This is a genomic window from Psychroserpens sp., assembly GCF_034670085.1.
Taxonomy (GTDB): Bacteria; Bacteroidota; Bacteroidia; order Flavobacteriales; family Flavobacteriaceae; genus Psychroserpens.
In genome coordinates, this window is the sequence record NZ_JAXMOD010000006.1 from 242,533 (window position 1) to 266,208 (window position 23,676).

Sequence of the window (23,676 nt, forward strand, 5' to 3'; positions counted from 1 at the left end):
TTATCATTTTTGGATAATGGCTTTTTTTAATTGAAATTGAATTGGTATAAGGTTTTGCGTTCACTTTTGAAAAAAATAGTATCTTTCCAACATCAAAACGTATCCCTTGTTTATGAAACATTGTTGCATTATTATTTTTACTTTTTTTATTGGCTTTCTAAATGCACAAACAATTGAAACCTATGAGAAACCTCCAATTTATCCTGGTTGTGAAAACCAGCCAATTGACGATCTCAAAGTATGTTTTAATAACAAAATAAATCAGCATATTTTCAATACGTTTAAAGTCCCACAAATTGTAAGTGACGACTCTTATAATGGAGATATAAAAATCCTATTCGAAGTAGATAAAGAAGGTCAAATAAAGGTACTCTATGTAGATGCTGTTTATAACGAACTTAAAGATGAAACCAAACGTGTTTTTGAAGAGGTATCTAAAGTTACTCCTGGAACTTATAACGGTAAGCCAACCTATTTTCAGTATTCTTTGAGCGTTAAAATACCTTTGGTCGATCCTGAGGTATTAACAAATGAAGTTAAAGCTTTACCTAATGTTAAAGAGGTTGTAGATTTAAATGAGTTGGTTAGTAATGAGTTTGATAGTGTAAATATCAATACAACCAAATATGAAAAATTAGAATATCAAAGTCAGCTTAATATTCCGTTCACACATAATTATTATGCTAAGTTCGATCAAGAAATGAATGGTTTGGGCACTAATAGTCATACCGCTGCAAAACCATTTATGTATACTGAGGTTGCTAAGTATTATGATTTTAAAGCTGAGAAAGAAGCCTTAATAAAAGGAACAGATGCTTGGTGGAGTAGAAAATTGTATGACGAACATTTGGTAGCTATTCAAGGGAAAGACTATTGGTTTACAATTGATCCAATTTTTGATTTACAAGTTGGTAAAGACACAGAAGCAGATTTTAATACAACATTCAATAATACAAGAGGTGTTTTAGTTCAAGGAGGTTTAGGAAAGAAATTTAATTTTACTACCTCTATTTATGAAAGTCAAGGTCGTTTTGCTGAGTACTTTAATGCCTATGCAGAAAGTTTAAAAGCTTCTGGTTCAGATCCAGCAATTATTCCAGGTCGAGGCATTGCTAAACGATTTAAAAAGAACGCTTATGATTATCCCGTAGCTGAAGCCTATTTATCTTATACACCAGCCGATTTTTTAAACATCCAATTTGGACATGGGAAAAATTTCATTGGTGATGGTTACAGATCCTTATTACAAAGTGATGTGGCTAGTCCTTACCCGTTTTTAAAACTTAATACGAAATTTTGGAAAATCAAGTACACCAATACATGGATGTGGTTAAGAGATGTAAGACCTGAAGCAACCGTTGATGATGCATTTCTTACAAAATACATGGCAAATCACTATTTAAGTTGGAATGTCTCAAAACGATTAAACATTGGTTTATTCGAATCTGTGATGTGGATAGATTCTAACGATAGAGGATTTGATATTAATTATCTTAATCCAGTTATTTTTTATAGAGCTATCGAATTTGCTACAGGTCCAGAAGCTGGTAATGCTATTTTAGGTGCATCGGCCAAATATAAATGGAATAATAAAATCAACCTTTATGGACAGTTCATTCTTGATGAATTTTCATTAACTGATATTACAGGCGGAAATAAAAGCTGGAAAAACAAATTTGGCTATCAAGTTGGTGTCAAATATTTTGAGGCCTTTAAAGTGAAAAATTTAATGCTTCAATTTGAATATAATAGAGTACGACCTTATACCTATTCTCACAATTCTATTGTGTTAAATTACGCTCATAACAATCAGCCAATGGCACATCTTTGGGGAGCAAACTTTAGTGAAGCCATTGTCATTGGACGATACAATTACAAAAGGTGGTTTGCTGATGCAAAGCTTATTTTAGGAAAGCGTGGTTTCGATTTTAATGATGGTATAGACAATGCTAACTATGGTTCTAATATTTTTAGAACTGAAAATGATCGTATTGCCGACGTTGGTATAACAGTTGGACAAGGAAATTCGACGAGTGTGTTTCAAGCCGATTTGATGGCAGGATATATTATAAATCCAGTTAGTAATTTAAGATTGTTTACTAATATGACCTTCAGAAATTATAATCCAGAAGCCAATACAGCAGCAGCCTTAAATAGCAATACAGCTTGGTTTAATGTAGGTGTTAGAACCGATTTGTTTAATTGGTATAACGACTTTTAATTATAATATACGTAGTTCTACGCATTGTGAAGTTAAACTATATCCTTTAGTTTTATTGAAAATCTAATGAAACATACAATTTTAATTTTTTCCATTCTTTGTATAGTGTCCTGTGGAGCGCAAAGTCCAATAATTTCATTAGATGATAAAGGGCTGGATGGTATTATTAATAATGCATATTATAAAGATGTTGACAATGATTTAGACGAATACGTAGGTACTTGGGTCTATGAAAATGGGGATACCTCTTTTACAATTTCTTTTGCTAAAAAAACACAATCATTCAATGGGAAATGGTACGAAGATCTATTGGTTGGGGATTATCAATACATAGCTAATGGTGTAGAAGTTCTTAACTATCTTCCTAGATTAACAGATCCGAATATCAATGATGGTCAGCATACCATTGACGGAAATGGTGTAATTTATAAAAATTATTTTCCTAAATGTTCTGAGTGCGGTATTAATGAGCGTCGTATAGTGCTTTACTTTAGTGACTTAGATAGAAACTATTTATCTAGTGAGATTGCTATTAGGCATTTTACAGAAAGTGGAGTAGAAAAGATAAAAGTTTGGTTGTACGATAGTGACTCTGCCGTATTACCTTATGAAGGTGCGCCAGAAGAGATAAGAGTTCCTTATGGTGAGTATGTGTTGGTAAAGCAGTAAAACACCAATTACTCTTTTAAACTCACATAAAAGGTTCTTCTAATTTTTTCAGAATTTATAAAACCTGAGCCATAACCTAAATCATCATAAGTTATAGTTAAAGCTTCATTGTTTACAACGTCATCTTCAGTTTTACCAGCTTCAATTTCAGCAAGGACAGAATCTTTTAAAGTTTCTAGCATGTTTAAAAACGTTTCATACTCAGCTTTGTTAGATAAGCTTCCGTGACCAGGAATAATTTTTGTATCCTCATTTATGGTCTTCAGTCCAAGCTTTACAGCGTCAATATAACCATGCACACTTCCGCCAGAATTTAAATCGATATAAGGATAACGGCCTTTGAAATACGTGTCTCCTGTATGAAGTACATTACTTTCAGTAAAATATAATAAGGCATCACCATCAGTATGAGCATGCTCTGCATGAAATACAGAAACCTTTTCTCCATTAATATGAATATTTAATTCATCATTAAACGTAATTATTGGTAAAGCTTCTTTAGGTTGCATTGACTTATCACGCTTTGGAATCGTTTCAAGACGATGTCTTACATTGTCATGAGCAATAATAGTTGCACCAAGTTTATGCATATTTTCATTGCCTCCTGTATGATCACCATGATGATGTGTGTTTACTAAAAACTTGATGGGTTTGTCACTTAAGGTTGTAATAGCAGCTTCAATTTTAGCTGTTAAAGGCGCAAACTGATCGTCAATTACAAAAACACCATCGTCACCAATAGAAACACCAATATTGCCTCCAGCACCTACAAGCATATAAACGTGTTCAGACACTTGAATGGATTCTATCGTGACATCATCAAAACCTTGTGCGTTAAGATTATTATGAAAAATGAAGGAGAGTAAAATGAATAACGGGATAATAGGTTTCATAGAGGAACTATTTTTTTAATGAGTCTAGTAAAGATACCAAAACTTTTAAAGCGGTAATAAAAAGCGAATTACTTTTGATTAGCATTGCTCAAAAGCTTTTTTCAGAGTATCTTTGCCAACGCAATAAAAACACTTGTATTGAGTACGGTAAAAACATCAATCCCAAAAGGGTCTCTAATTTCCGATTTCAAAGAAATTACAAAGATAAGACTATCTGTAAGTGTTGTGTTTTCGGCAATTGCAGGTTATTTACTTGGCGCAGTAGAAGTAGATGCATACACCTTGCTTTTATTAGCATTTGGTGGTTATTTTATGGTTGGTGCTTCTAATGCTTATAATCAAATCATTGAAAGGGATTTAGATGCATTAATGGACCGCACAAAAAACCGACCAGTTCCTGCAGGACGAATGTCTGTTAGAACAGCATTTATCATTGCTACTGTTTTTACAATTGCGGGAATAGCAACGCTGTATGTGATTAACCCTCGAACAGCAATGTATGGTGCGATTTCTATCTTTTTATATACCTGCGTGTATACACCTTTAAAAACAAAAACACCTTTAGCAGTATTTGTAGGAGCCATTCCTGGAGCCATTCCTTTTATGTTGGGATGGGTTGCTGCAAGAAATGATTTTGGAATAGAACCAGGAACACTTTTCGCTTTACAGTTTTTTTGGCAGTTTCCCCATTTTTGGGCTATTGGTTGGTTCTTATTTGATGATTATAAAAAAGGAGGCTTTTTTATGATGCCCACGGGAAAACGAGATAAAGGAACTGCTGTTCAAACCATTATGTATACAGTCTGGACGGTTTTAATATCCATTGTGCCAGTTTTTGGAGTTACAGGTGATTTGAAGCTTTCCATTGTGGCAGCAGTTATTGTTTTTGCACTAGGATTAGTAATGTTATATTATGCGTTTGAATTGTTTAAAAAACGAACAGCTAAAGCGGCTAAACAGTTGATGTTATCCAGTGTTTTTTACATTACATTGTTACAAATAGTTTACGTGATAGATAAGTTTATAAGATAAATATGGATTTAACAGAAGGAACGATACAGGAGAAAAACGATAGAGCTAAACGAATGATGCTCTGGTTTGGAATTATTTCGCTTATTATGTCTTTTGCAGGATTAACTAGTGCTGTTTTAGTAAGTAGAAAACGAGAAGATTGGATGCACAATTTTGAAATGCCAAATGCATTTTTAATTAGTTGTGTGCTCATTATTGTAAGTAGTTTGACTTTTATTTTAGCAAAAAGAGCACTGAAAAGTGGTAACAGAAGCCTTACTACAATGCTGCTTTTGGTAACTTTTGGATTGGGAATAGCATTTATTTACAGCCAATTTTATGGTTTTGGTGAAATTGTAGCATCAGGTTATAATTTTACTGGTCCAACGAGCAATGTCACTATGAGTTTTATTTATGTCATTGCATTTGTACATATTTTGCATGTCATTGCAGGACTTATTTCATTGTTGGTCGTAATTTATAATCATTTTAAACAAAAATATAACGCAACAGAAATGCTAGGGATGAACCTTTCAGCTACGTTTTGGCATTTTATAGATATACTGTGGTTATTCTTGTTTTTGTTTTTAACATATTTAGTATAATTTTTCAGTCTTTTTGATTAGCTTAAAGCCTATATCTAATCTAGTATAGGTCTATGTTTTCAATTTTTAGAAGATGATGTTTTTTTAGATAGATAAATTGATTATTTTTGTGCAACTTTTAATAACTAAACGCTTTATATGGATACTACAGTAGCAAATACTGGAACAGAAGGCAAAACTTGGGGTGGAGGCAACCAACCTCTTAAATCTAGTTATGGTAAGATGATGATGTGGTTCTTTATCGTATCTGATGCCTTAACATTCTCAGGATTTTTAGCAGCTTACGGATTTTCAAGATTTAAGTTTATAGGCTCATGGCCAATTGCTGATGAAGTGTTTACGCACGTTCCGTTTTTTCATGGAAATTATCCAATGATTTATGTTGCGTTCATGACCTTTGTTTTAATTATGTCATCTGTAACAATGGTTCTTGCAGTTGATGCTGGCCATCACATGCAAAAATCTAAAGTGACATTTTACATGTTTTTAACCATTATTGGTGGTTTGATATTCGTTGGTTCTCAAGCTTGGGAATGGGGAACATTTATCAAAGGTGATTACGGAGCTGTGCAAACTAAAGGAGGAAATATTCTTCAGTTTGGTGAGTATGTGACTGTTGATGGTGTGCAAAAATTCAAGCGCGTTGCCGTTAGAGATATCGCTGTTAATGCGCATGGTGAAAGAGTTCAACATGATCGTAAAAGCGGACTTTGGTTTGTTAGCGAAGGAACATTGCCAGCCTATACAGTAGATGAAGTATATCATGGATTAGAAGCAAATTCTAATGTGCTAGTTAGAACTCAGGCCATAAATGCTGAAGGAGAGAAAACAGTATTATCAAGAGAAGAATCCTTAAAGCAAATTAAAAATAATGGTAAATTAGTTGTTGAAGGTGCAAACTTGCATGTCAATGAATATGGTACCTCATTATTTGCTGATTTCTTTTTCTTTATTACAGGTTTCCACGGATTTCACGTATTCTCAGGTGTAGTGATTAATATCATTATATTTTTCAATGTTATCCTAGGAACTTACGAAAGAAGAGGTAGCTACGAAATGGTTGAAAAAGTTGGATTGTATTGGCACTTTGTAGATTTAGTTTGGGTATTCGTATTCACATTCTTCTACCTTGTTTAATTTCGAATAATTATATTTAAAATGGCACACGAACATAAATTAGCAATATTTAGAGGTACAGTTAAGTTTAAATCTAACACTCAAAAAATTTGGGGTGTATTAGTGTTCTTAACAATTGTTACAGCAGTTGAAGTTCTTCTAGGTATATATAAACCAGAATCTTTAATGGCTAAGTTTCTTGGCATGAAAATCTTAAACTGGATTTTTATCATATTAACCATAGTGAAAGCATATTATATAACATGGGATTTTATGCACATGAGAGACGAAACCAAAGCCCTAAGACGTATGGTAGTATGGACAGCAATATTCTTAATATGTTACCTTATTTTTATTTTATTACAAGAAGGAGGATACATTGAAAGTGTGTATACAAACGGTTTTGTTAAAAAAGATTTTTAACATGTTATAAATAACATAAAGTATATAAAAAGACGGTTTATTTAAACCGTCTTTTTTATTTTTGCAACATAAATTAAATTCAAAAAGCTATGAAGAAAATGCCATTAAAAACGATACTTGTTTTGGGTATTTTGTTCTTTCTACCTGTCATCTTTTTATTGTTTTTGTATCCATCAACACATAATTATAACCCTTTGGATATTGTTGACAACAATGTAAGGGAATTACAATTTTTTAATTCTACGTCTGAAGAAGGCATTCAACTTAAGGATCACATTACTATTTTAGGTTTTTTAGGGAGTCAACCCGTTGATCATGTAATTGCTGCTTCAAACTTGAAAGAATTGGTTTATGATAAATTTAAAGGCTTTAAGAAATTTCAAATCGTAATTGTTCTTCCTAAAGGTTCAGAAGATCAGGCAGCTCAACTTCAAAAGGAAATAAACAATTATGACGATATGCGATTTTGGCATTACGTTTTCGGAGAACCTAATGATATTAGCAACGTATTTAAAAGTTTAAAAACTGAAGAGTCACTTGATGAAAACCTGTTTACAGACCATATTTTCATAGTTGATAAGGACCTAGCGCAACGAGGTAGAATTGATGATAGAGAAGATAAAGAAAAAGAAAGAGATGAAGCAATGTATCCACTATTCTCGTACGATTGTATTGAAGTAGCTGAAATTAAAAACAAAATGAGCGATGATCTGAGAATTTTATTTACAGAGTATCGTCAAAAACGTAAGGGAGATTTTGATTCATCTTCTAGACGTGCTGAAGATATTAAAGAAACGAACTGAAAAACACTACTTCTATTTTAGAATTTAAAAATTATGAGTACTAAAAAAACAAATTACTCTTTTGTAGGTATCGCTTTTATAATTCTAGTTTTCGGAATTATTTTTATTCCTAGAATTGTAGATAGAATTCAAGGTGGTGATGTCACAAGGTCAGAAAGTAGAAGCATTAATGTATCTTCAGATTCTGAAGCCTTTGTTTCCGATTTAATGTTTTTGGAAATTAATGGTAAGCCAAAAAAAGTGCCTTCGTTTTCCTTTATTAATCAAAATGGTAAAACAATTACTAATAAAGATTTTGAAGATAAGGTTTACGTTGTAGAGTTTTTCTTTACAACATGTCCTACAATTTGCCCAAGAATGAATAGGAACTTAGTACAAATACAAAATACTTTTTCAAGTTTTGAGAATTTCGGTGTTGCTTCGTTTACCATAAATCCTGATTATGATACGCAAGAGGTTTTAAAAGCCTATGCTGAAACATATGGCATTACTAATCCAAATTGGCATTTAATGACTGGAGATAAAGATGTTATTTTCGAATTAGCTAATATTGGTTTCAATATTTATGCTGGAGAAAACCCTAATGTTGAAGGTGGTTTTGAGCATTCTGGAAATTTTGCCTTAATAGATAAGAACGGTTTTATTCGTTCAAGAAAAGATAATTTTGGGAACCCTAAAATATTCTACAAAGGTATTATTAGTGAAGCCGAAAAAGAAGATGAAGATGGTGAAACTGAAGAAATAAGTATGCTAAAAGAAGATATTGCTAAGCTTTTAAAAGAAGACTAATTCAACATGGAGAACACAGATAATCTTTCAAAAGAAAAGAAGTATAACAAATGGATTGTAGTTTTGGCTATAGTAATTCCATTAATTGTAGCAATTCTTTCGAGATTGAAATTACAAGATTTCGGAATTGAAGTCGAGCCCTTAACATTTTTACCACCAATTTATGCCGCTATTAATGGCGTAACTGCTGTAATTTTAGTCATAGCTTTTTTCGCCATTAAAAACAAGAATTTGGTACTTCATGAAAGTTTAATGAAAACAGCAATTTGGTGTTCGGCTATTTTCTTGGTGTTATATGTTGCATATCACATGACTAGTGATTCCACAAAATTTGGAGGAGAAGGCGTTATTAAATATGTGTATTATTTCTTTTTATTGACTCATATTTTATTGTCTATTGTGATTATTCCATTTGTTTTAATTACTTACGTTAGAGCAATCACCAACAATATTGAACGTCATAAAAAAATTGCAAAAATCACCTTTCCACTATGGCTATACGTTGCAGTTACTGGAGTAATTGTATATCTTATGATTTCGCCATATTATGTATAAATCATGAAACACAAGATTGTCTTTTTACTTTTATCAATGTTCTTTTTTCTAAAAAGTAGTGCACAATGCGCTATGTGTAGAGCTGTCCTTGAAAGTGAAGAAGGCCAGTCAACAGCAGAGGGTGTGAATGATGGTATAATGTATCTTATGGCAGTACCTTACATTCTTGTTGGTAGTGTAGGATTTATAATTTATTGGACATTCTTTAGAAAAAAGAAAGAAATAAAATAAAACAATGTGCGTTTTATTGTAACATTTCTAATATTTAGAAGTCTTATAAATATCAATCAACTAATCAATTCTTAACAAATAGTTAGCATAATCAGCATAGGTATTGTTGTAATTTTGTTAAGAATTAACCATCTCCATTATGATACAAATCAAAGATTTACACAAATCTTATCACATGGGAAGCAACTCGCTTCACGTTTTAAAAGGAATAAACTTTGATGTAAAAGAAGGAGAACTCGTATCTATAATGGGATCTTCAGGGTCTGGGAAATCGACATTACTCAATATTTTAGGAATGTTAGATGAGGCAGATTCAGGCAACTATATTCTTGATAATGTACCTATTAAAGGGCTCAATGAAAAGTTAGCAGCTAAGTACAGAAACGAATTTCTAGGTTTCATTTTTCAATCATTTAATCTTATTAATTATAAAAGCGCATTAGATAATGTATCAATGCCTTTGTATTATAAAGGTATTAAGAGGAAAGAACGAACCGAAAGAGCTATGCATTACCTCGAAAAAGTTGGGCTTGCAGATTGGTCTCATCATTTGCCTAGTGAATTGTCTGGTGGACAAAAACAGCGTGTAGCTATAGCAAGAGCGTTAGCAAGCGATCCCAAAGTTTTATTAGCAGATGAGCCAACAGGTGCTTTAGATACCAAAACATCATATGAAGTTATGGAGCTTATTCAGGGCATTAATGATGAAGGTAAAACAATATTAGTGGTTACTCACGAGCATGATATTGCTCAAATGACTAAACGTATTGTAAATCTTAAGGATGGTATTATTATCGACGATAGTGAAGTAAAACAAATTAGAGCCACTCAACATGTTTGATATAGAACGTTGGCAAGAAATATTTGAAACGTTAAGCAAAAATAAATTGCGAACGTTTTTAACAGGACTTTCAGTAGCTTCTGGAATATTTATATTGGTAATTCTTCTTGGATTTAGCAAAGGAATTGAAAATGGAGTGAAATCTGAATTTGAAAGAGATGCTACAAATTTAATTACAGTTTGGACTGGTGTAACAACCAAGGGATATAAAGGATTAAATCCTGGTCGTTATATTCAAATGAAAAATGATAATTTCAATGTAATATCTCAAAAATATGAAGATAATATTGAATATGAAACATCATTATATTCAATTTGGGGAGCAGAAATTAGTTATAAAAATGAAACTGTAAATTATCAAGTGAGAGGCGCAATGCCTGGTCATCAGTTTATTGAAAATGCAGATATGGAATCTGGCAGATTTGTAAACCAAGCAGATTTAGAAGACACTAGAAAAGTAGCCGTCATTGGTCGTAAATTGAAACAAGATTTGTTTAAAGATGAAGATCCTATCAATAAAAGTATTTCAATTTATGGAATGAACTTTAAGGTTATAGGTGTTTTTATTGATCCAGGAGGAGAACGAGAAGAACAACAAGCTTATATTCCTTTAACAACATCACAGAAAGTATTTGGAGCAGGTGATAACATTAGAAATATGCTATTTACCGTGAAAATGTCTGATAACTTTGATGAAGCAGTTGCATTGTCTCAAAACATGGCTAATGCAGTTGAGAATGAACTAAAACTAATGCATACAGTTTCACCTGATGATACCAGTGCAGTTAGAGTATTTAATACATTGGATAAGGCAAAACAAATCTATTCTTTGATTGCTACGATTCAAGCTGTGTTTTGGTTTGTAGGCATAGGAACTATCATTGCTGGTATTGTAGGTGTAGGGAATATTATGCTCATTATTGTTAAAGAGCGTACTAAAGAAATAGGAATTAGAAAAGCTCTTGGAGCTCTACCTATGTCTATTGTAGGTATGATTTTACAAGAAGCTGTATTTGTAACTATGTTTGCCGGTTTATTCGGTTTAATCTTTGGTTTAGGCCTTTTAGAATTAGTTGGTCCTCAAATAGAAAGTGATTTTATAAAATACCCTCAAGTCAATTTTAATATAGCTTTGACAACTGTATTTTTATTAGTATTTGCAGGCGCTCTAGCTGGCTTTATTCCAGCATATCGCGCAGCTAAAATCAAACCTATTGTAGCATTAAGAGACGAATAATATGTTTAAAAAAGATCGTTGGGACGAAATATTAGAAGCTTTAAGTGCAAACAAACTTAGAACTGCACTAACAGCATTTGGTGTTGCTTGGGGCATATTTATTCTTGTAATTCTTTTAGCACTTACTAACGGTTTAAAAAATGGCGTACTGAAAGATTTTGGCGATTTTGCTACCAACTCTATGTTTATGTGGACACAAGGAACTTCAAAACCATATAAAGGCTTGCCTAAAGGACGATATTTTAATTATAAAATAGATGATGTTGCCGCAATTAAATCTCAAGTTCCTAATCTTAAATATGTGTCTCCAAGAAATCAACTAGGTGGATTTAGAGGAAATAATAATGTAATTAGAGGCACAAAAACTGGTGCATTTGAAATTTATGGTGATTATCCAGAGTACATTAAACAACAGCCAATGGATATCCTAGATGGTCGTTTTATTAGTTATTCAGATATTGATGCTAAACGTAAAATATGTGTGATCGGTTCAGGAGTTGTAAAAGGGTTGTATGATAAAGGCGAAAAAACTCTAGGAACTTATATTAAAATAAATGGCGTTAATTTTTTGGTTGTAGGCACATTTAAAATGAGCAACAGTCAAGGAAATAACGAAGAAGAAGCGAACACTATTTATATTCCGTTTACAACGTTTGGACAAGCATTCAATCGAGGAGATCGTGTTGGATGGATGGCTATTACAGCTGTAGACGATGTGCCAATTACAACCGTGAAACAACAAGTGTTTGATTTAATGAAATCCAGACACAAAGTGCATCCTGATGATGATCGTGCTATAGGACATTTTGATTTGGCTGAAGAATTTGGACGCATCAACGGCTTGTTTACAATACTAGCTTTTGTTGGTTATTTCGTAGGTGTTTTAGTATTAACATCAGGAATTATCGGAATAAATAACATCATGTTAATTGTCGTAAAAGAACGTACTAAAGAAATTGGTATTCGCAGAGCTTTAGGAGCAACACCATGGATGGTAAAAGGTCAAATATTACAAGAAAGTTTAATCCTAACTATTTTGTCAGGAATGGTAGGTGTTTCTTTTGCAGCAATTATTATTTGGGTCATTAACGCAATTTTAGATAGTGTAGGAGACGTAGAGAATTTCGCAAACCCAAGTGTAGACATAACAGTCATCATAACAGCATTAATTATATTGGTAGTATCTGGTTTGTTGGCAGGATTAATTCCTGCAAATAGCGCAACAAAAATGAAACCAGTAGACGCATTACGAGTAGAATAATAATCATATAGTCATCAATTAAAGGTTCTGTGTAACCATAAAAAAGAACAATCAACTCATGAAAAGAACAAAAACAATTATCATACTGTTTATTATAGTATTCGGTTTTTTAGGAGCATTATATTTCTTTTGGCTGAAAGGCCAAGAAGACCCAGTGAAATATACATCTGAAGGACCATCAGAACAAACTATAGTCGTTAAAACTGTAGCAACTGGAAGTATTGTTCCCAAAGAAGAAATTTTGATAAAACCAAATATCTCAGGTGTTATTGAAGAGGTGTTTATTGAAGCTGGTGAATATGTAAAACAAGGTGATCTTATTGCTCAAATTAGAGTTATACCAAATGTATCAAATTTAACTAGTGCCAAAAACAATATTGCATCTAATAACAATGCATTCCAAACTGCTGAAATTAATTTTAAAACTCAGCAAGCCATATATGATCGCCAAAAAGCATTATTTGATAAAGGTGTGATTTCGGCTAATGATTTTGACGCCGTAAATAACACCTATTTACAGGCAAAGCAACGTGTCGGTCAAGCAAGAATTGATGTAACCCAATCACGTCAGAATTATGATATTATAAAAACTGGAACAACCTCAGGTTTAGGTAATGTGGCACAAACTCAAGTAAGAGCAACAGTTTCGGGAATGGTTTTAGATGTGCCAGTGAAGGCAGGAAACCAAGTTATTGAGGCAAATAACTTTAATGAAGGAACATCAATAGCCTCTTTAGCAGATGTTAAACAAATGATTTTTGAAGGTAAAGTTGATGAGAGTGAAGTTGGTAAAATTAAAGAAGGTTTGCCACTAGAAATTACAGTTGGAGCTATTGAAGATCAAAAATTTGATGCTGTTTTAGATTATATAGCACCAAAAGGTGTTGCCGAAAATGGTGCAATTCAATTTGCCATAAAAGGAACTCTCAAAAAAATGGATTCTACGTTTATTAGAGCAGGTTTAAGTGCTAATGCGTCTATTATACTTGAAAAAGCGGAAAAGGTTTTAGCTATTAAAGAAGCCTTAGTGCAATATGATGATGAGACTAAAAAACCTTACGTAGAAATTGAAATAGGAGATCAAAAATTTGAAAGAAAAGATATTGAATTAGGGATTAGCGATGGTATTTTTGTTGAGGTCAAAAGTGGCATCACAAAAGACGACAAAATTAAAGTATGGAACCAAGTTCAAGGCTTTGAACAATTTGCTCAACAATAATTTTAACATTTAGTGTAACACTTAACGATTTATCTAGACATATAAGACATTATGAAAAAACTAATCATCATAGCATTACTTCTTTGTGGAGTTTTAGGAAATGCACAAAATAAGAAATGGACATTAATTGAGTGTGTAGAACATGCTTTACAAAACAACATTTCAGTAAAACAAAGTGAATTGGATGTTGAATCTAATGAGGCCGATAAACTTGCCGCAATTGGTAACTTTCTACCTAGTTTAAGTGCTTCAACTGGAGTTTCAGAAAACACAGGTCTTAGTTTTAATCCAGTGACTAATAATGCTCAAACTACAACGTTTTTATCTGTTTCAGGTCGAATAAATGTTGGCTATACATTATTTGATGGCTTAAGAAATTTTAGAACCTTACAAAGAGCCGAAATATCTAAGTTGGCGAGTCAATATCGACTGGATAAAATGAAAGATGATATCTCTTTATTTGTAGCTAATGGATATTTACAAGCTATATTAGGAAAAGCTAATCTTGAAGTTCTAAAGTCACAAAATGAAGTTACAAAAGAACAGATTCAGCGAACAGAAGATTTGGTTGAGGCAGGTTCTCTACCGAGAGGAGATTTATTAGAAATTCAAGCTACAGATGCAAGTGAGCAACAAGCTATAATTAATGCTGAGAATAGTGTAAGAATATCATTGATAGGTCTAGCTCAATTATTACTAATCAAAGATTATGAAACTTTTGATGTTGAAGATGAAGGTTATGATATAATTGATGGAGGAATTGCTGATAAAGATATCTCAGAAATATTAGCGCAAGCTAAAGAGAGTAGGTCTGAAATAAAAATAGCTGAAGAAAACGTTTCTCTTGCTAATAAAGATCTTCAAATTTCAAGAAGTTCATATTATCCAACACTTTCAGCATTCTTTGGATATGATACTAGATATACTGATGCAACCTCGTTTGCTCAAGAAATTGATGCTGCTAATCCATCGTCAACAGAACAAATAGGTGTCGTGCAATCAACAGGTGAAGCAGTAGTAGGACAATTCCCAAATTTTCTTACTCGTGAAGTTGGAGCAGACCCTTTTACGCAACAACTATGGGAAAATGATGGAATTTCTTATGGACTACAATTAAATATTCCTATTTTTAATGGATTTGCGACTCGTAGCAATGTCATGAGAAGTAAGGTTAATCTTGAACGTTCCAAGTACCAATTGGAGCAGGCAGAATTAGATTTAGAATCGACAGTTTATCAAGCCTATGTTGATGCTAAAGGAGCTCTAAAATCTTATGAAGCGGCTAAGAAAGCACTAGAATCTCAAGAGCTTGCTTACGATTATGCTAAAGAACGTTATGACGTTGGTTTGACTAATGCTTTTGATTTTAGTCAGTCTAAATTGCGTTATGATAACTCTAATATTGAGTTAAATCGAGCTAAATACGATTACATATTTAAGTTAAAGGTTCTAGAATTATATTTTGGAATTCCTGCAACAGAACTAAAGTTTTAAATAAACATAAAATGAGTAAAACAGTAAAAATCAGCCTTCTTGTAATTGGACTCCTTGTAGTTGCCCTAGTTGTTGGTAAATCTATGGGATGGTTCGGTAAGAAAGGTAATTTTAAAGAGGTTGAAATAAAGAAAGTTACTTTAGTTGATATCGTTGAAACGGTTTCAGCAACTGGTAAGATTCAACCAGAAGTTGAAGTTAAAATTTCAAGTGAAGTATCAGGAGAAATTTTAGATCTTCCATTTAAAGAAGGTCAGCAAGTAAAAAAAGGAGATTTATTGGTTAGAGTAAATCCAGATTTAATTCAATCTGCAGTAAGTCGTACACAAGCAACCTATCAAAATATTAAAGCTGGTTTAGAACAAGCTGATGCAAGTTTAAAACAGGCTAAAGCAGACTATGATAGAAGCAAATCACTTTTTGATAAAGGAGTTATTTCTAAAGCAGATTGGGACAGGTCAATTGCGTCTTATGAAACGGCAGTAGCGGCAAGAAGTTCTGCATATTATAGTGTTCAAAGTGCAGCAGCTTCAGTAAATGAAGCAAATGATAATTTGAGTCGTACTGAAATTTATGCACCAATGAGTGGCACTATATCCTTACTTAATGTGGAGTTAGGTGAACGAGTTGTTGGAACTCAACAAATGGCAGGTACAGAAATATTAAGGGTAGCTAATCTTAATAACATGGAAGTTGAGGTTGACGTTAATGAAAATGATATTGTTAAGGTCCAAATTGGCGATTCTACAATTGTTGAAGTTGATGCTTATTTAAAGAAAGAGTTTAAAGGCGTTGTAACCGAAATAGCAAATTCTGCAGCAGGTACATTAACGGCAGATCAAGTTACTAACTTTAGAGTTAAGGTAAGAATTATTGAAGAATCATATAAAGACCTTATGGAAGGTAAACCAGATTATTTTTCTCCGTTTAGACCAGGCATGACCGCTACAGTAGATGTTATAACTAATAAACGCAATAAAATTGTTGCAGTACCGATTAGTTCTATTGTTATCAAAACAGATACATCTTCGGTTAAAAAAGATTACAAAAAATCAGTTTCAGATGATATTAAACCTGAAAATGAAGAGAAATTTGAATGTGTTTTTGTGTCTAAAAATGGAGAAGCAAAACTTAGAGTTGTTAAAACTGGAATTCAAGATGATACAAATATTGAAGTAATTTCAGGTCTAGAAGAAGGAGATGAAATTATTACTGGTCCATATAATGTTGTTTCCAAAACATTAAAATCTGGAGATAAAATAGAAAACAAAGACAAAGGAAAAGATAAAGAAGCCTCTACTGAAGACTAATTTTACTCCAAATTAATATGGCTATCATATTAAACATAGAAACATCAACAACGAATTGTTCAGTCTCTCTTTCAAATGAAGGAGAGACTTTAGTTTTAAAAGAGGATAATAATGCTAATTATTCTCATGCGGAATCCTTACACCTTTTTATTGATGAGGTTTTGAAATCTGCTAACCTGAGTTCAAAGGACATTAATGCTATAGCAGTGAGTAAAGGTCCTGGTTCGTATACCGGTTTGCGCATTGGAGTTTCGGCAGCCAAAGGCCTAAGTTTTGCTTTAGATATTCCGTTAATCTCTGTATCTACTTTAAAAGCACTCGCACATCAAGTAACTAGTAACAATGGAATTATTATCCCAATGTTGGATGCACGTCGCTTAGAGGTGTATTCGGCAATCTATGACAGTTCTTATAAAGAAATGCGTAGAGTAGAAGCTCAAATTTTGAATGAAGAATCTTTTTTAGAGTATTTAAATAAAGGAAAAGTTTATTTTGTTGGAAATGGTGTTGAGAAAACAAAGCATCTAATTTCGCATCCTAATGCTGTTTTTGTGGAAGGGGAACTACCATCTTCAAATGAAATGAGTCCGCTAGCTTATGAGAAATATAAAAAAAGCGACATCGAAGATGTCGCCTATTTTGAACCGTTTTATTTGAAAGATTTTATTGCATTAAAATCTAAAAAGTAATTAGCCTTGTTTTTGTATTTCAACTTGATGAGGATAAGGAATTTCAATTCCTGCTGCATCGAGAGCTTCTTTTGTTTGTTCAGTAACATCAAAATAAACGTCCCAGTAATCTGCAGTATTACACCAAGGTCTAACTGCAAAATTTATTGAGCTATCAGCCAACTCCATAACGGTAACGGCAGGAGCAGGATCTTTTAGAACTTTAGGGTGAGATGTTAATACCTTTTTAAGTACTTCCTTGGTTGTTTTGATATCAGAATCATAACCAACTCCAAATACCAAATCTACACGTCTTGTACCTTCCGTTGTATAGTTAATAATATTGCCGTTAGACAATGCGCCATTAGGAATAATGATTTCTCGATTTGATAGTCCAGTAAGTTTAGTTGTAAAAATTTCAATCTCTTTAACAACGCCTAGTTCACCTTGAGCCTCTACTAAATCTCCAACTTTCATAGGTTTGAAAATCATTAATAAAACGCCACCTGCAAAATTACCAAGAGAACCTTGTAAAGCGAGTCCAATCGCGAGACCAGCAGCAGCAAGAATAGCAGCAAAAGATGTGGTTTCGACACCAACTGTTCCAAGAACAACAATAATGAGTACAATTTTTAAAATCCAACCTAATAAGTTTAGTAGGAATTTTTTAAGACTTTCATCATAATCTCTTTTTTCCATGGCTTTTCTAATACCTTTTATAAGAGATTTAATTACCCAAGATCCAATAATCCAGATGGCTATTGCACCAATAAATTTTGGTCCAAAATCAACAATAATTTCGTAACCTTTATCTATCCATTCTTGTAAATCCATTTGTTTTTGTTTTGATATTTAATTAGTTGCAAAAGTAAAAAAATAAAAACCGAAAGTAATAGCTTTGAAGACTATTACTTTCGGTTTAATAGATAAATTTAAATTTATTAATTAAAAAGTGTTGATATACCTTGCTAGTTGAATTAAATCTTCTTGTTTAGACGTTTTTATACTGTTTGATTTAATAAAATCAAGAATGTCTTTAGAATGTTCTGGGAATAAATTGGCTATTTCTTTTTTCTTACTAGGTAATTCTACAGCAGTTTCATTCTTTAACATAATATAATACTTATCGTCTTGTCTTTTAAATTCTGCAGGTTTTGCTTCTTGATAACTGCTTTTTGCAGGTTGTCTTTCTAAAAACTTAATACTTTCTTTTAGTAATAAAGGATTGCTATCGTTTGTATTTGTAAGATATATAAAATAACCTCTTTTTGCAGAGCCATCACTATCTATGTAGTTTATAGCCTGATACGTTTTATCATCCTTTAAGAAGGTAATAGTAACCCCTTTAATGTTTTTGTTGATGGCTTGAATAGTGCTTTTATCTGTCTGAACTTCAATCTCATCACTAACGGCATTATATCTAAGGTTGAAAATTTTATCCTGATCAGCCGAAACCCTTGCTGGTGAAAATTCTTCATAAATATAAGGCGATCCTTGGATGGTTTTGTCACTTCTATCGAATGTAAGAATTAAACCAGTATTTGACTCAACCAAAGCTTGCGAGTTTATTAATTCCTGTGCTTGCAAGTTGCTTTGTAAAAATAAAGATAAAAGTATGGCAAGCGTAAATTGTAATTTTTTCATAGTTTAAGTTTTTAAAATAGTCACAAGTTTAATGCCAAAATAAAGAAAGGCTAAGTTTAATTTTGCTTCATTAATATTTTAACAATAGATATTTTTTTTAAAGCTAACACTTTCTTTTTAATTTGAAAGGTCTAATTTAAAAGTAATTATTTAAAATCTAGGGTACTAGCCATTAATAGCTTCTACTGTGTTAACTTTACCGTTAAGCATTTCTTTTAGCATGTTCTCAATTCCATTCTTGAGCGTAAATGTAGATGAAGGGCATCCACTACAAGCGCCTTGTAAGATTACTTTAACGGTTTTACTATCAGCATCATAGGATTGAAATTCAATATTTCCACCATCACTAGCCACAGCAGGTTTTACATATTCTTCAAGAATATTAATTATTTCTTTTGAAATATCATCGTGCGCTTCATATTTTTCATCAAGTTGTGTATTCGACTTTTCTACTGAAACTTGGTTATCACTTAACACGATGTCTTTTGCATTTTCAATATAAACTCTTATGAATTCACGTAACTCTAATGTGATGTCATTCCAATCGGCAATGTCATATTTTGTAATTGAAACAAAGTTTTCGTCTAAAAAAACACTTTTTACGAAAGGAAAGTGAAAAAGTTCAGAAGCAAAAGGTGAATTTTTAGCATCGTCTATAGACTTAAACTCATGATAATAATTTACTAATTTTTTATTAGCAACGAATTTAATTACGGAAGGATTGGGAGTGCTTTCAGCATAAACGGTAACAGGTACTTTCTTTTTTTTCGAAGGATCTGTGATTATAATACCATCATTATTAATATAAGTTTCAATCTGTTCAGCAACTTCTTCCTGTACATCTTTCCATTCTACTATATTAAATCGTTCAACTGCTATAAAATTTCCCGAAATGTATACTTTTTTTACAAACGGTAAATAAAATAATTGTTGAGCTATAGGTGATGGTGCAGCATCGTCGATAGTGTTAAACTCATAACTTTCGTGTTGTGTTAGAAATTTATCAGCTTCAAATTTTATTATAGTTGGATTGGAAGTGTTTTTTATCGAAATTTTTACGTTTTCCATAGTACTAACTTTTTTTTTGCAAAAATACTAAACTATTAGGTCAATACTATGTTTTTTGAAGATTACCTATTGCATGTATGTTTCTTAGTATACTAAAGCAAAAAAAAATGAGTTATAAAGTACATTCTCTATATGTATAGAACTGTTAAACTGGCAATTTTGTTAGAGATAACAAGATGTAATTAGTTAAATTTTACTAAATTTCGCCTTTATTATGAAAAGGCTTTTTTACTAGGCTAAACGTTGTTAATGCAAATGATATATTTGATTATTAATTACAGGTAGCGTATGTTGTTGTTTTTAAATGAGTTATAGTCTTATTTTTAACCTTTTAAGATAAAGCTTATATTACTAACAAGTTAAGTATTATGAAGAAACTATACACGTTACTTATATTATTACTTTCATTTAGTTCTTATTCTCAAGACCTTTTAATGGTAGATGGGACTTTTAATAGATGTGAACCTGATGTCTTTTATGATTCTGGAGGTTCTGGAGGTTCATATTCAAGTAATGAAAATATTGTAACAACCATTTGTCCTGAAAACATTGGAGATTTTGTAAGCCTTAACTTTACTACTTTTAGCACACAACTTAATGCGGATGTACTAACCATCTATGATGGTGATGACACTTCTGCTCCTGTTATTGGTTCTTATTCAGGTGTTGCTGGACCTGGAGTTGTTACAGCTTCTTCCACTAATGCTAGTGGTTGTCTCACTTTTGAATTCGTTTCAAATCCTACAGGTACTACGACTGGTTGGGAAGCAATTATTACATGTTTTGAGCAATGTCAAACGATTGTGGCGTCTATTGATAGTACTGATCCTGTAGCTAATGTTTCAGGTATTATTGAAGTTCCACCTGGAACTAATGTTGATTTCAATGGAAGTGCAACATTTTCTGATGATGGAACCGGAGCAACTTATGACTGGAATTTTGGAGATACTTTTGCAGATATTGGGACTTCTGTTTCCCATACCTATACAAATCCAGGAACTTATAATGTTACTTTTACAGTAACTGATTCTAATCCGACAGGTTGTTCAAATACAGTAACCATAACTGTTTTAGTTTTAGAACCTATTGTAACAATTAATAATTCTGCTTATCCAGAATCCTCTTTTTCACCTCAAGAATTAATCGAAAATGTACTTGTATCTGGAGGTTGTTCCGGTGTTGATAATTTTTCTTTTCAGGTTAATGGTGCGCCAAATGCCCTTCAGTCTAAAAGTTATGGATTTTTTACCAAAGGTGGAGCAGTAAACTTTCCTTTTGATGAGGGTATAGTTTTATCAACTGGTAGAGCTTTTCCTGCTGGTAATACCCCAAATGGAGGAGGCTTAGTGTCCTTTGATAATGGACAGGCTGGTGATAATGATTTGGAGGCAGCCTTAGGACAGAATGATACGAATGATGCAACGTTTATAAAGTTTAATTTCGTTCCTACTGCTGATACAATTAGTTTTAGATACATTATGTTCTCGGAAGAATATGATGGTAATACAGAATGTAATTTTGCTGATAGTTTCGCCTTCCTTTTAAGGGAAGCTGGTACAACTGCTTATACTAACCTTGCTGTATTGCCTGATGGCACTCCAGTAAGTGTGACAAACATAAATAATTCAGGAGTTTGTACCGCTAATCCAGCATTTTTTGAAGGTTATCTTTTAAATGACACTAATTATGGAGGACGAACAGTAGTCCTAACTGCAACAGCTAATGTTGTACCAAATACAACCTATGAAATAAAGTTAGTTGTTGCCGATGAAGGTGATTCTATTTGGGATTCAGCAATATTTCTTGAAGCTGGAAGTTTTAATTTAGGAGGTGAATTAGGTGATGATATAACTATTGCAGCTGGTAATGCTCAATGTGAAGGAGAGATAGTGACCTTAGATACTGAAGCGCCTTCAGCAGATCATGTTTGGTTTCAGGATGGTATGGAAGTAGTTGGAGAAACAGGCTCTACCCTTGATGTAACTGAAAGTGGTATTTATTCAGTTAATGTTGTATTTGCACCAGGATGTGAATCATCAGATTCTATAGAAGTTGAATTTAAACCAAGTCCTGTAGCAAATCCTGCTCCAAATCTTAATATTTGTAGTTTGACAGGTGTTGGAGAGTTTAATTTAACAGATAATGATGCTGCAATTTTAGATGCTCAAAATCCTACCGAATTTGTAATAACATATCATCCAACATTAGCTGATGCAACTTTTAATACAAATGCACTTGTAAGTCCTTATACCAATATTTCAAATCCTCAAACGATTTATGCGAGAATTGCCGATATGACTCAAGAGTGCTTTTCGACAACTACGTTCGATTTGGTATTTAGCACTTTAGCTATTAATCCTGTAACACCTCTTCAAGTTTGTGATGACAATGCTGATGGTTTTGCAATGTTTGATTTGAATGTCAAGAATGTAGAAGTTATAGGAGCTCTTGATCCAACTACAGTTAATGTGACGTATTATGCTACACAGGCTGATGCAGATTCTGGCACAAACCCTTTATCAATTCCTTATACAAATACCATAATTAATAACGAGACAGTTTATGTTCGTTTAGAAGCAAATAATGAAGTAACCTGTTACAACACTACGACTTTAGATTTGGAGGTTATCATGAATCCGATAGCGAATTTAGTAACGCCTTTAGAGGTTTGTGATGATGACAATGATGGTTTTTCGAGTTTTAATTTAAGTTTAAAGGATTTAGAGGCAGTTGGAGTTCAGACAGGTATGGTTGTAACGTATCATGAGACCCAGAGTGATGCTGACAATGGTATAAATGTATTACCAATACCTTATGATAATATAGTTCCAAATGTACAGACGGTTTATATCCGCGTAGAGAGTGGAAGTACAGGTTGCTATGATACGGTAGAGCTTACCTTGTTAGTAAACCCGATACCTAATACGATTGCTGTTACGCCTTATGAGTTGTGTGATGATAACATTCCAGGCGATGAGATAGAGCAATTTGATTTAACGACAAAAGATGTAGAGATTGCCGATGGTCAATCGGTAACAGTTAGTTATTATGAAACTTTAGCAGATGCGCAAGGATTAGTTAATCCATTAGGGAGTCCATATAGTAATACGATTAATCCACAAGCGATTTTCTATGCCTTAGTAAGCACAACTACAGGATGTGTAGCAACAGGTAGTTTTGATTTGGTAGTCAACCCATTACCATCATTTGTAGTTCCTACGGATTTAGAGGTTTGTGATGATGGTGTTCCAGATGGCTTAACGTCTATAGATATATCAGTAAAGAATCAAGAAATAGCTCCAAGTCCAAATTATTCAGTGAGTTATTATTTAACACAAGTAGATGCAGATAATGCAGTAAATGCGTTACCGATACCATATACGAATATCAGTAATCCACAAATCATATTTGTGAGGATACAGGATATAACCACAGGATGTTATGCGACTACGACCTTAAGCTTAGTAGTTGAACAGGCGCCAATAGCGAACACCCCCTTACCCTTAGAGTATTGTGATGCAGACAGTGATGGTTTTGGAGTATTTATGTTAACGGACACTGAGAATGAGATAACGGGTTCGGATCCAAGTTTAACGGTAAGTTACCATGAGACGATGT

Annotated in this window: 22 protein-coding genes; 18 read left to right on the forward strand and 4 right to left on the reverse strand. The window is 32.9% G+C overall.

What is annotated here, in order from left to right; translation table 11 throughout:
* Nucleotides 1-112 precede the first annotated feature (112 nt).
* Nucleotides 113-2,221 (forward strand): gliding motility protein RemB, encoded by a 2,109-nt coding sequence (locus tag VOI25_RS11795; protein WP_323789278.1) that lies wholly within the window; start codon nt 113-115, stop codon nt 2,219-2,221.
* Between the two features lie 66 nt (nt 2,222-2,287).
* Nucleotides 2,288-2,890 (forward strand): DUF6705 family protein, encoded by a 603-nt coding sequence (locus VOI25_RS11800; protein WP_323789279.1) that lies wholly within the window; start codon nt 2,288-2,290, stop codon nt 2,888-2,890.
* Nucleotides 2,891-2,898: 8 nt separating this feature from the next.
* Here VOI25_RS11800 and VOI25_RS11805 read toward each other — a convergent pair whose 3' ends face one another.
* On the reverse strand, nt 2,899-3,783 hold the full coding sequence (locus VOI25_RS11805; protein ID WP_323789280.1) for an MBL fold metallo-hydrolase: 885 nt from the start codon (nt 3,781-3,783) through the stop codon (nt 2,899-2,901).
* Between the two features lie 138 nt (nt 3,784-3,921).
* Here VOI25_RS11805 and cyoE point away from each other — a divergent pair, with 138 nt between their 5' ends.
* From cyoE to tsaB, 15 genes are all read left to right on the forward strand, one after another.
* Nucleotides 3,922-4,815 carry a heme o synthase gene (gene cyoE / locus VOI25_RS11810; protein ID WP_323789281.1) on the forward strand — a complete coding sequence of 298 codons (894 nt, stop codon included), beginning with the start codon at nt 3,922-3,924 and terminating at the stop codon, nt 4,813-4,815.
* Nucleotides 4,816-4,817: 2 nt separating this feature from the next.
* Nucleotides 4,818-5,399: a cytochrome c oxidase subunit 3 gene (locus tag VOI25_RS11815; RefSeq protein ID WP_323789282.1), complete on the forward strand. Its 582-nt coding sequence runs from the start codon at nt 4,818-4,820 to the stop codon at nt 5,397-5,399.
* A 138-nt stretch (nt 5,400-5,537) separates the two neighbouring features.
* A complete protein-coding gene (locus tag VOI25_RS11820) occupies nt 5,538-6,536 on the forward strand; it encodes a cytochrome c oxidase subunit 3 (RefSeq protein WP_323789283.1) in 999 nt (332 codons plus the stop codon).
* Between the two features lie 21 nt (nt 6,537-6,557).
* Nucleotides 6,558-6,938, forward strand: coding sequence for a cytochrome C oxidase subunit IV family protein (locus VOI25_RS11825; protein WP_323789284.1), 381 nt, complete (start codon nt 6,558-6,560; stop codon nt 6,936-6,938).
* A gap of 89 nt (nt 6,939-7,027) precedes the next feature.
* Nucleotides 7,028-7,741 carry a hypothetical protein gene (locus VOI25_RS11830; RefSeq protein ID WP_323789285.1) on the forward strand — a complete coding sequence of 238 codons (714 nt, stop codon included), beginning with the start codon at nt 7,028-7,030 and terminating at the stop codon, nt 7,739-7,741.
* 33 nt (nt 7,742-7,774) lie between these two features.
* Entirely contained in the window at nt 7,775-8,530 is a 756-nt protein-coding gene (locus tag VOI25_RS11835) for an SCO family protein (RefSeq protein ID WP_323789286.1), read from the forward strand.
* A 6-nt stretch (nt 8,531-8,536) separates the two neighbouring features.
* Entirely contained in the window at nt 8,537-9,085 is a 549-nt protein-coding gene (locus VOI25_RS11840; protein ID WP_323789287.1) for a DUF420 domain-containing protein, read from the forward strand.
* 3 nt (nt 9,086-9,088) lie between these two features.
* Nucleotides 9,089-9,316, forward strand: coding sequence for a hypothetical protein (locus VOI25_RS11845; protein WP_323789288.1), 228 nt, complete (start codon nt 9,089-9,091; stop codon nt 9,314-9,316).
* Nucleotides 9,317-9,455: 139 nt separating this feature from the next.
* Nucleotides 9,456-10,157 carry an ABC transporter ATP-binding protein gene (locus VOI25_RS11850; RefSeq protein ID WP_323789289.1) on the forward strand — a complete coding sequence of 234 codons (702 nt, stop codon included), beginning with the start codon at nt 9,456-9,458 and terminating at the stop codon, nt 10,155-10,157.
* A complete protein-coding gene (locus VOI25_RS11855; protein WP_323789290.1) occupies nt 10,150-11,394 on the forward strand; it encodes an ABC transporter permease in 1,245 nt (414 codons plus the stop codon). Before VOI25_RS11850 ends, VOI25_RS11855 begins: the two co-directional genes overlap by 8 nt.
* 1 nt (nt 11,395) lies before the next feature.
* Nucleotides 11,396-12,655 (forward strand): ABC transporter permease, encoded by a 1,260-nt coding sequence (locus VOI25_RS11860; protein ID WP_323789291.1) that lies wholly within the window; start codon nt 11,396-11,398, stop codon nt 12,653-12,655.
* 58 nt (nt 12,656-12,713) lie between these two features.
* Entirely contained in the window at nt 12,714-13,874 is a 1,161-nt protein-coding gene (locus VOI25_RS11865) for an efflux RND transporter periplasmic adaptor subunit (protein WP_323789292.1), read from the forward strand.
* A 51-nt stretch (nt 13,875-13,925) separates the two neighbouring features.
* Nucleotides 13,926-15,368 (forward strand): TolC family protein, encoded by a 1,443-nt coding sequence (locus VOI25_RS11870; protein WP_323789293.1) that lies wholly within the window; start codon nt 13,926-13,928, stop codon nt 15,366-15,368.
* 11 nt (nt 15,369-15,379) lie between these two features.
* The gene (locus VOI25_RS11875) at nt 15,380-16,678 is read left to right on the forward strand and encodes an efflux RND transporter periplasmic adaptor subunit (protein WP_323789294.1); all 1,299 of its coding nucleotides are present in this window, start codon (nt 15,380-15,382) and stop codon (nt 16,676-16,678) included.
* A gap of 17 nt (nt 16,679-16,695) precedes the next feature.
* On the forward strand, nt 16,696-17,367 hold the full coding sequence (tsaB, locus tag VOI25_RS11880) for a tRNA (adenosine(37)-N6)-threonylcarbamoyltransferase complex dimerization subunit type 1 TsaB (RefSeq protein ID WP_323789295.1): 672 nt from the start codon (nt 16,696-16,698) through the stop codon (nt 17,365-17,367).
* Here the strand turns inward: tsaB and VOI25_RS11885 are convergent, their stop codons facing one another.
* The 3 genes from VOI25_RS11885 to VOI25_RS11895 all read right to left on the reverse strand — a co-directional run bounded on the left by VOI25_RS11885 (nt 17,368) and on the right by VOI25_RS11895 (nt 20,058).
* Nucleotides 17,368-18,180 (reverse strand): mechanosensitive ion channel family protein, encoded by an 813-nt coding sequence (locus tag VOI25_RS11885; protein ID WP_323789296.1) that lies wholly within the window; start codon nt 18,178-18,180, stop codon nt 17,368-17,370.
* A 111-nt stretch (nt 18,181-18,291) separates the two neighbouring features.
* Nucleotides 18,292-18,990, reverse strand: a complete 699-nt coding sequence (locus VOI25_RS11890; RefSeq protein ID WP_323789297.1) for a hypothetical protein — start codon at nt 18,988-18,990, stop codon at nt 18,292-18,294.
* A 165-nt stretch (nt 18,991-19,155) separates the two neighbouring features.
* Nucleotides 19,156-20,058: a NifU family protein gene (locus VOI25_RS11895; protein WP_323789298.1), complete on the reverse strand. Its 903-nt coding sequence runs from the start codon at nt 20,056-20,058 to the stop codon at nt 19,156-19,158.
* A gap of 368 nt (nt 20,059-20,426) precedes the next feature.
* On the opposite strand from VOI25_RS11895, the gene VOI25_RS11900 reads away from it, so the two are divergent.
* Nucleotides 20,427-23,676, forward strand: a 3,250-nt coding sequence (locus VOI25_RS11900) for a choice-of-anchor L domain-containing protein (RefSeq protein WP_323789299.1), incomplete at its 3' end; no start/stop codon positions are given.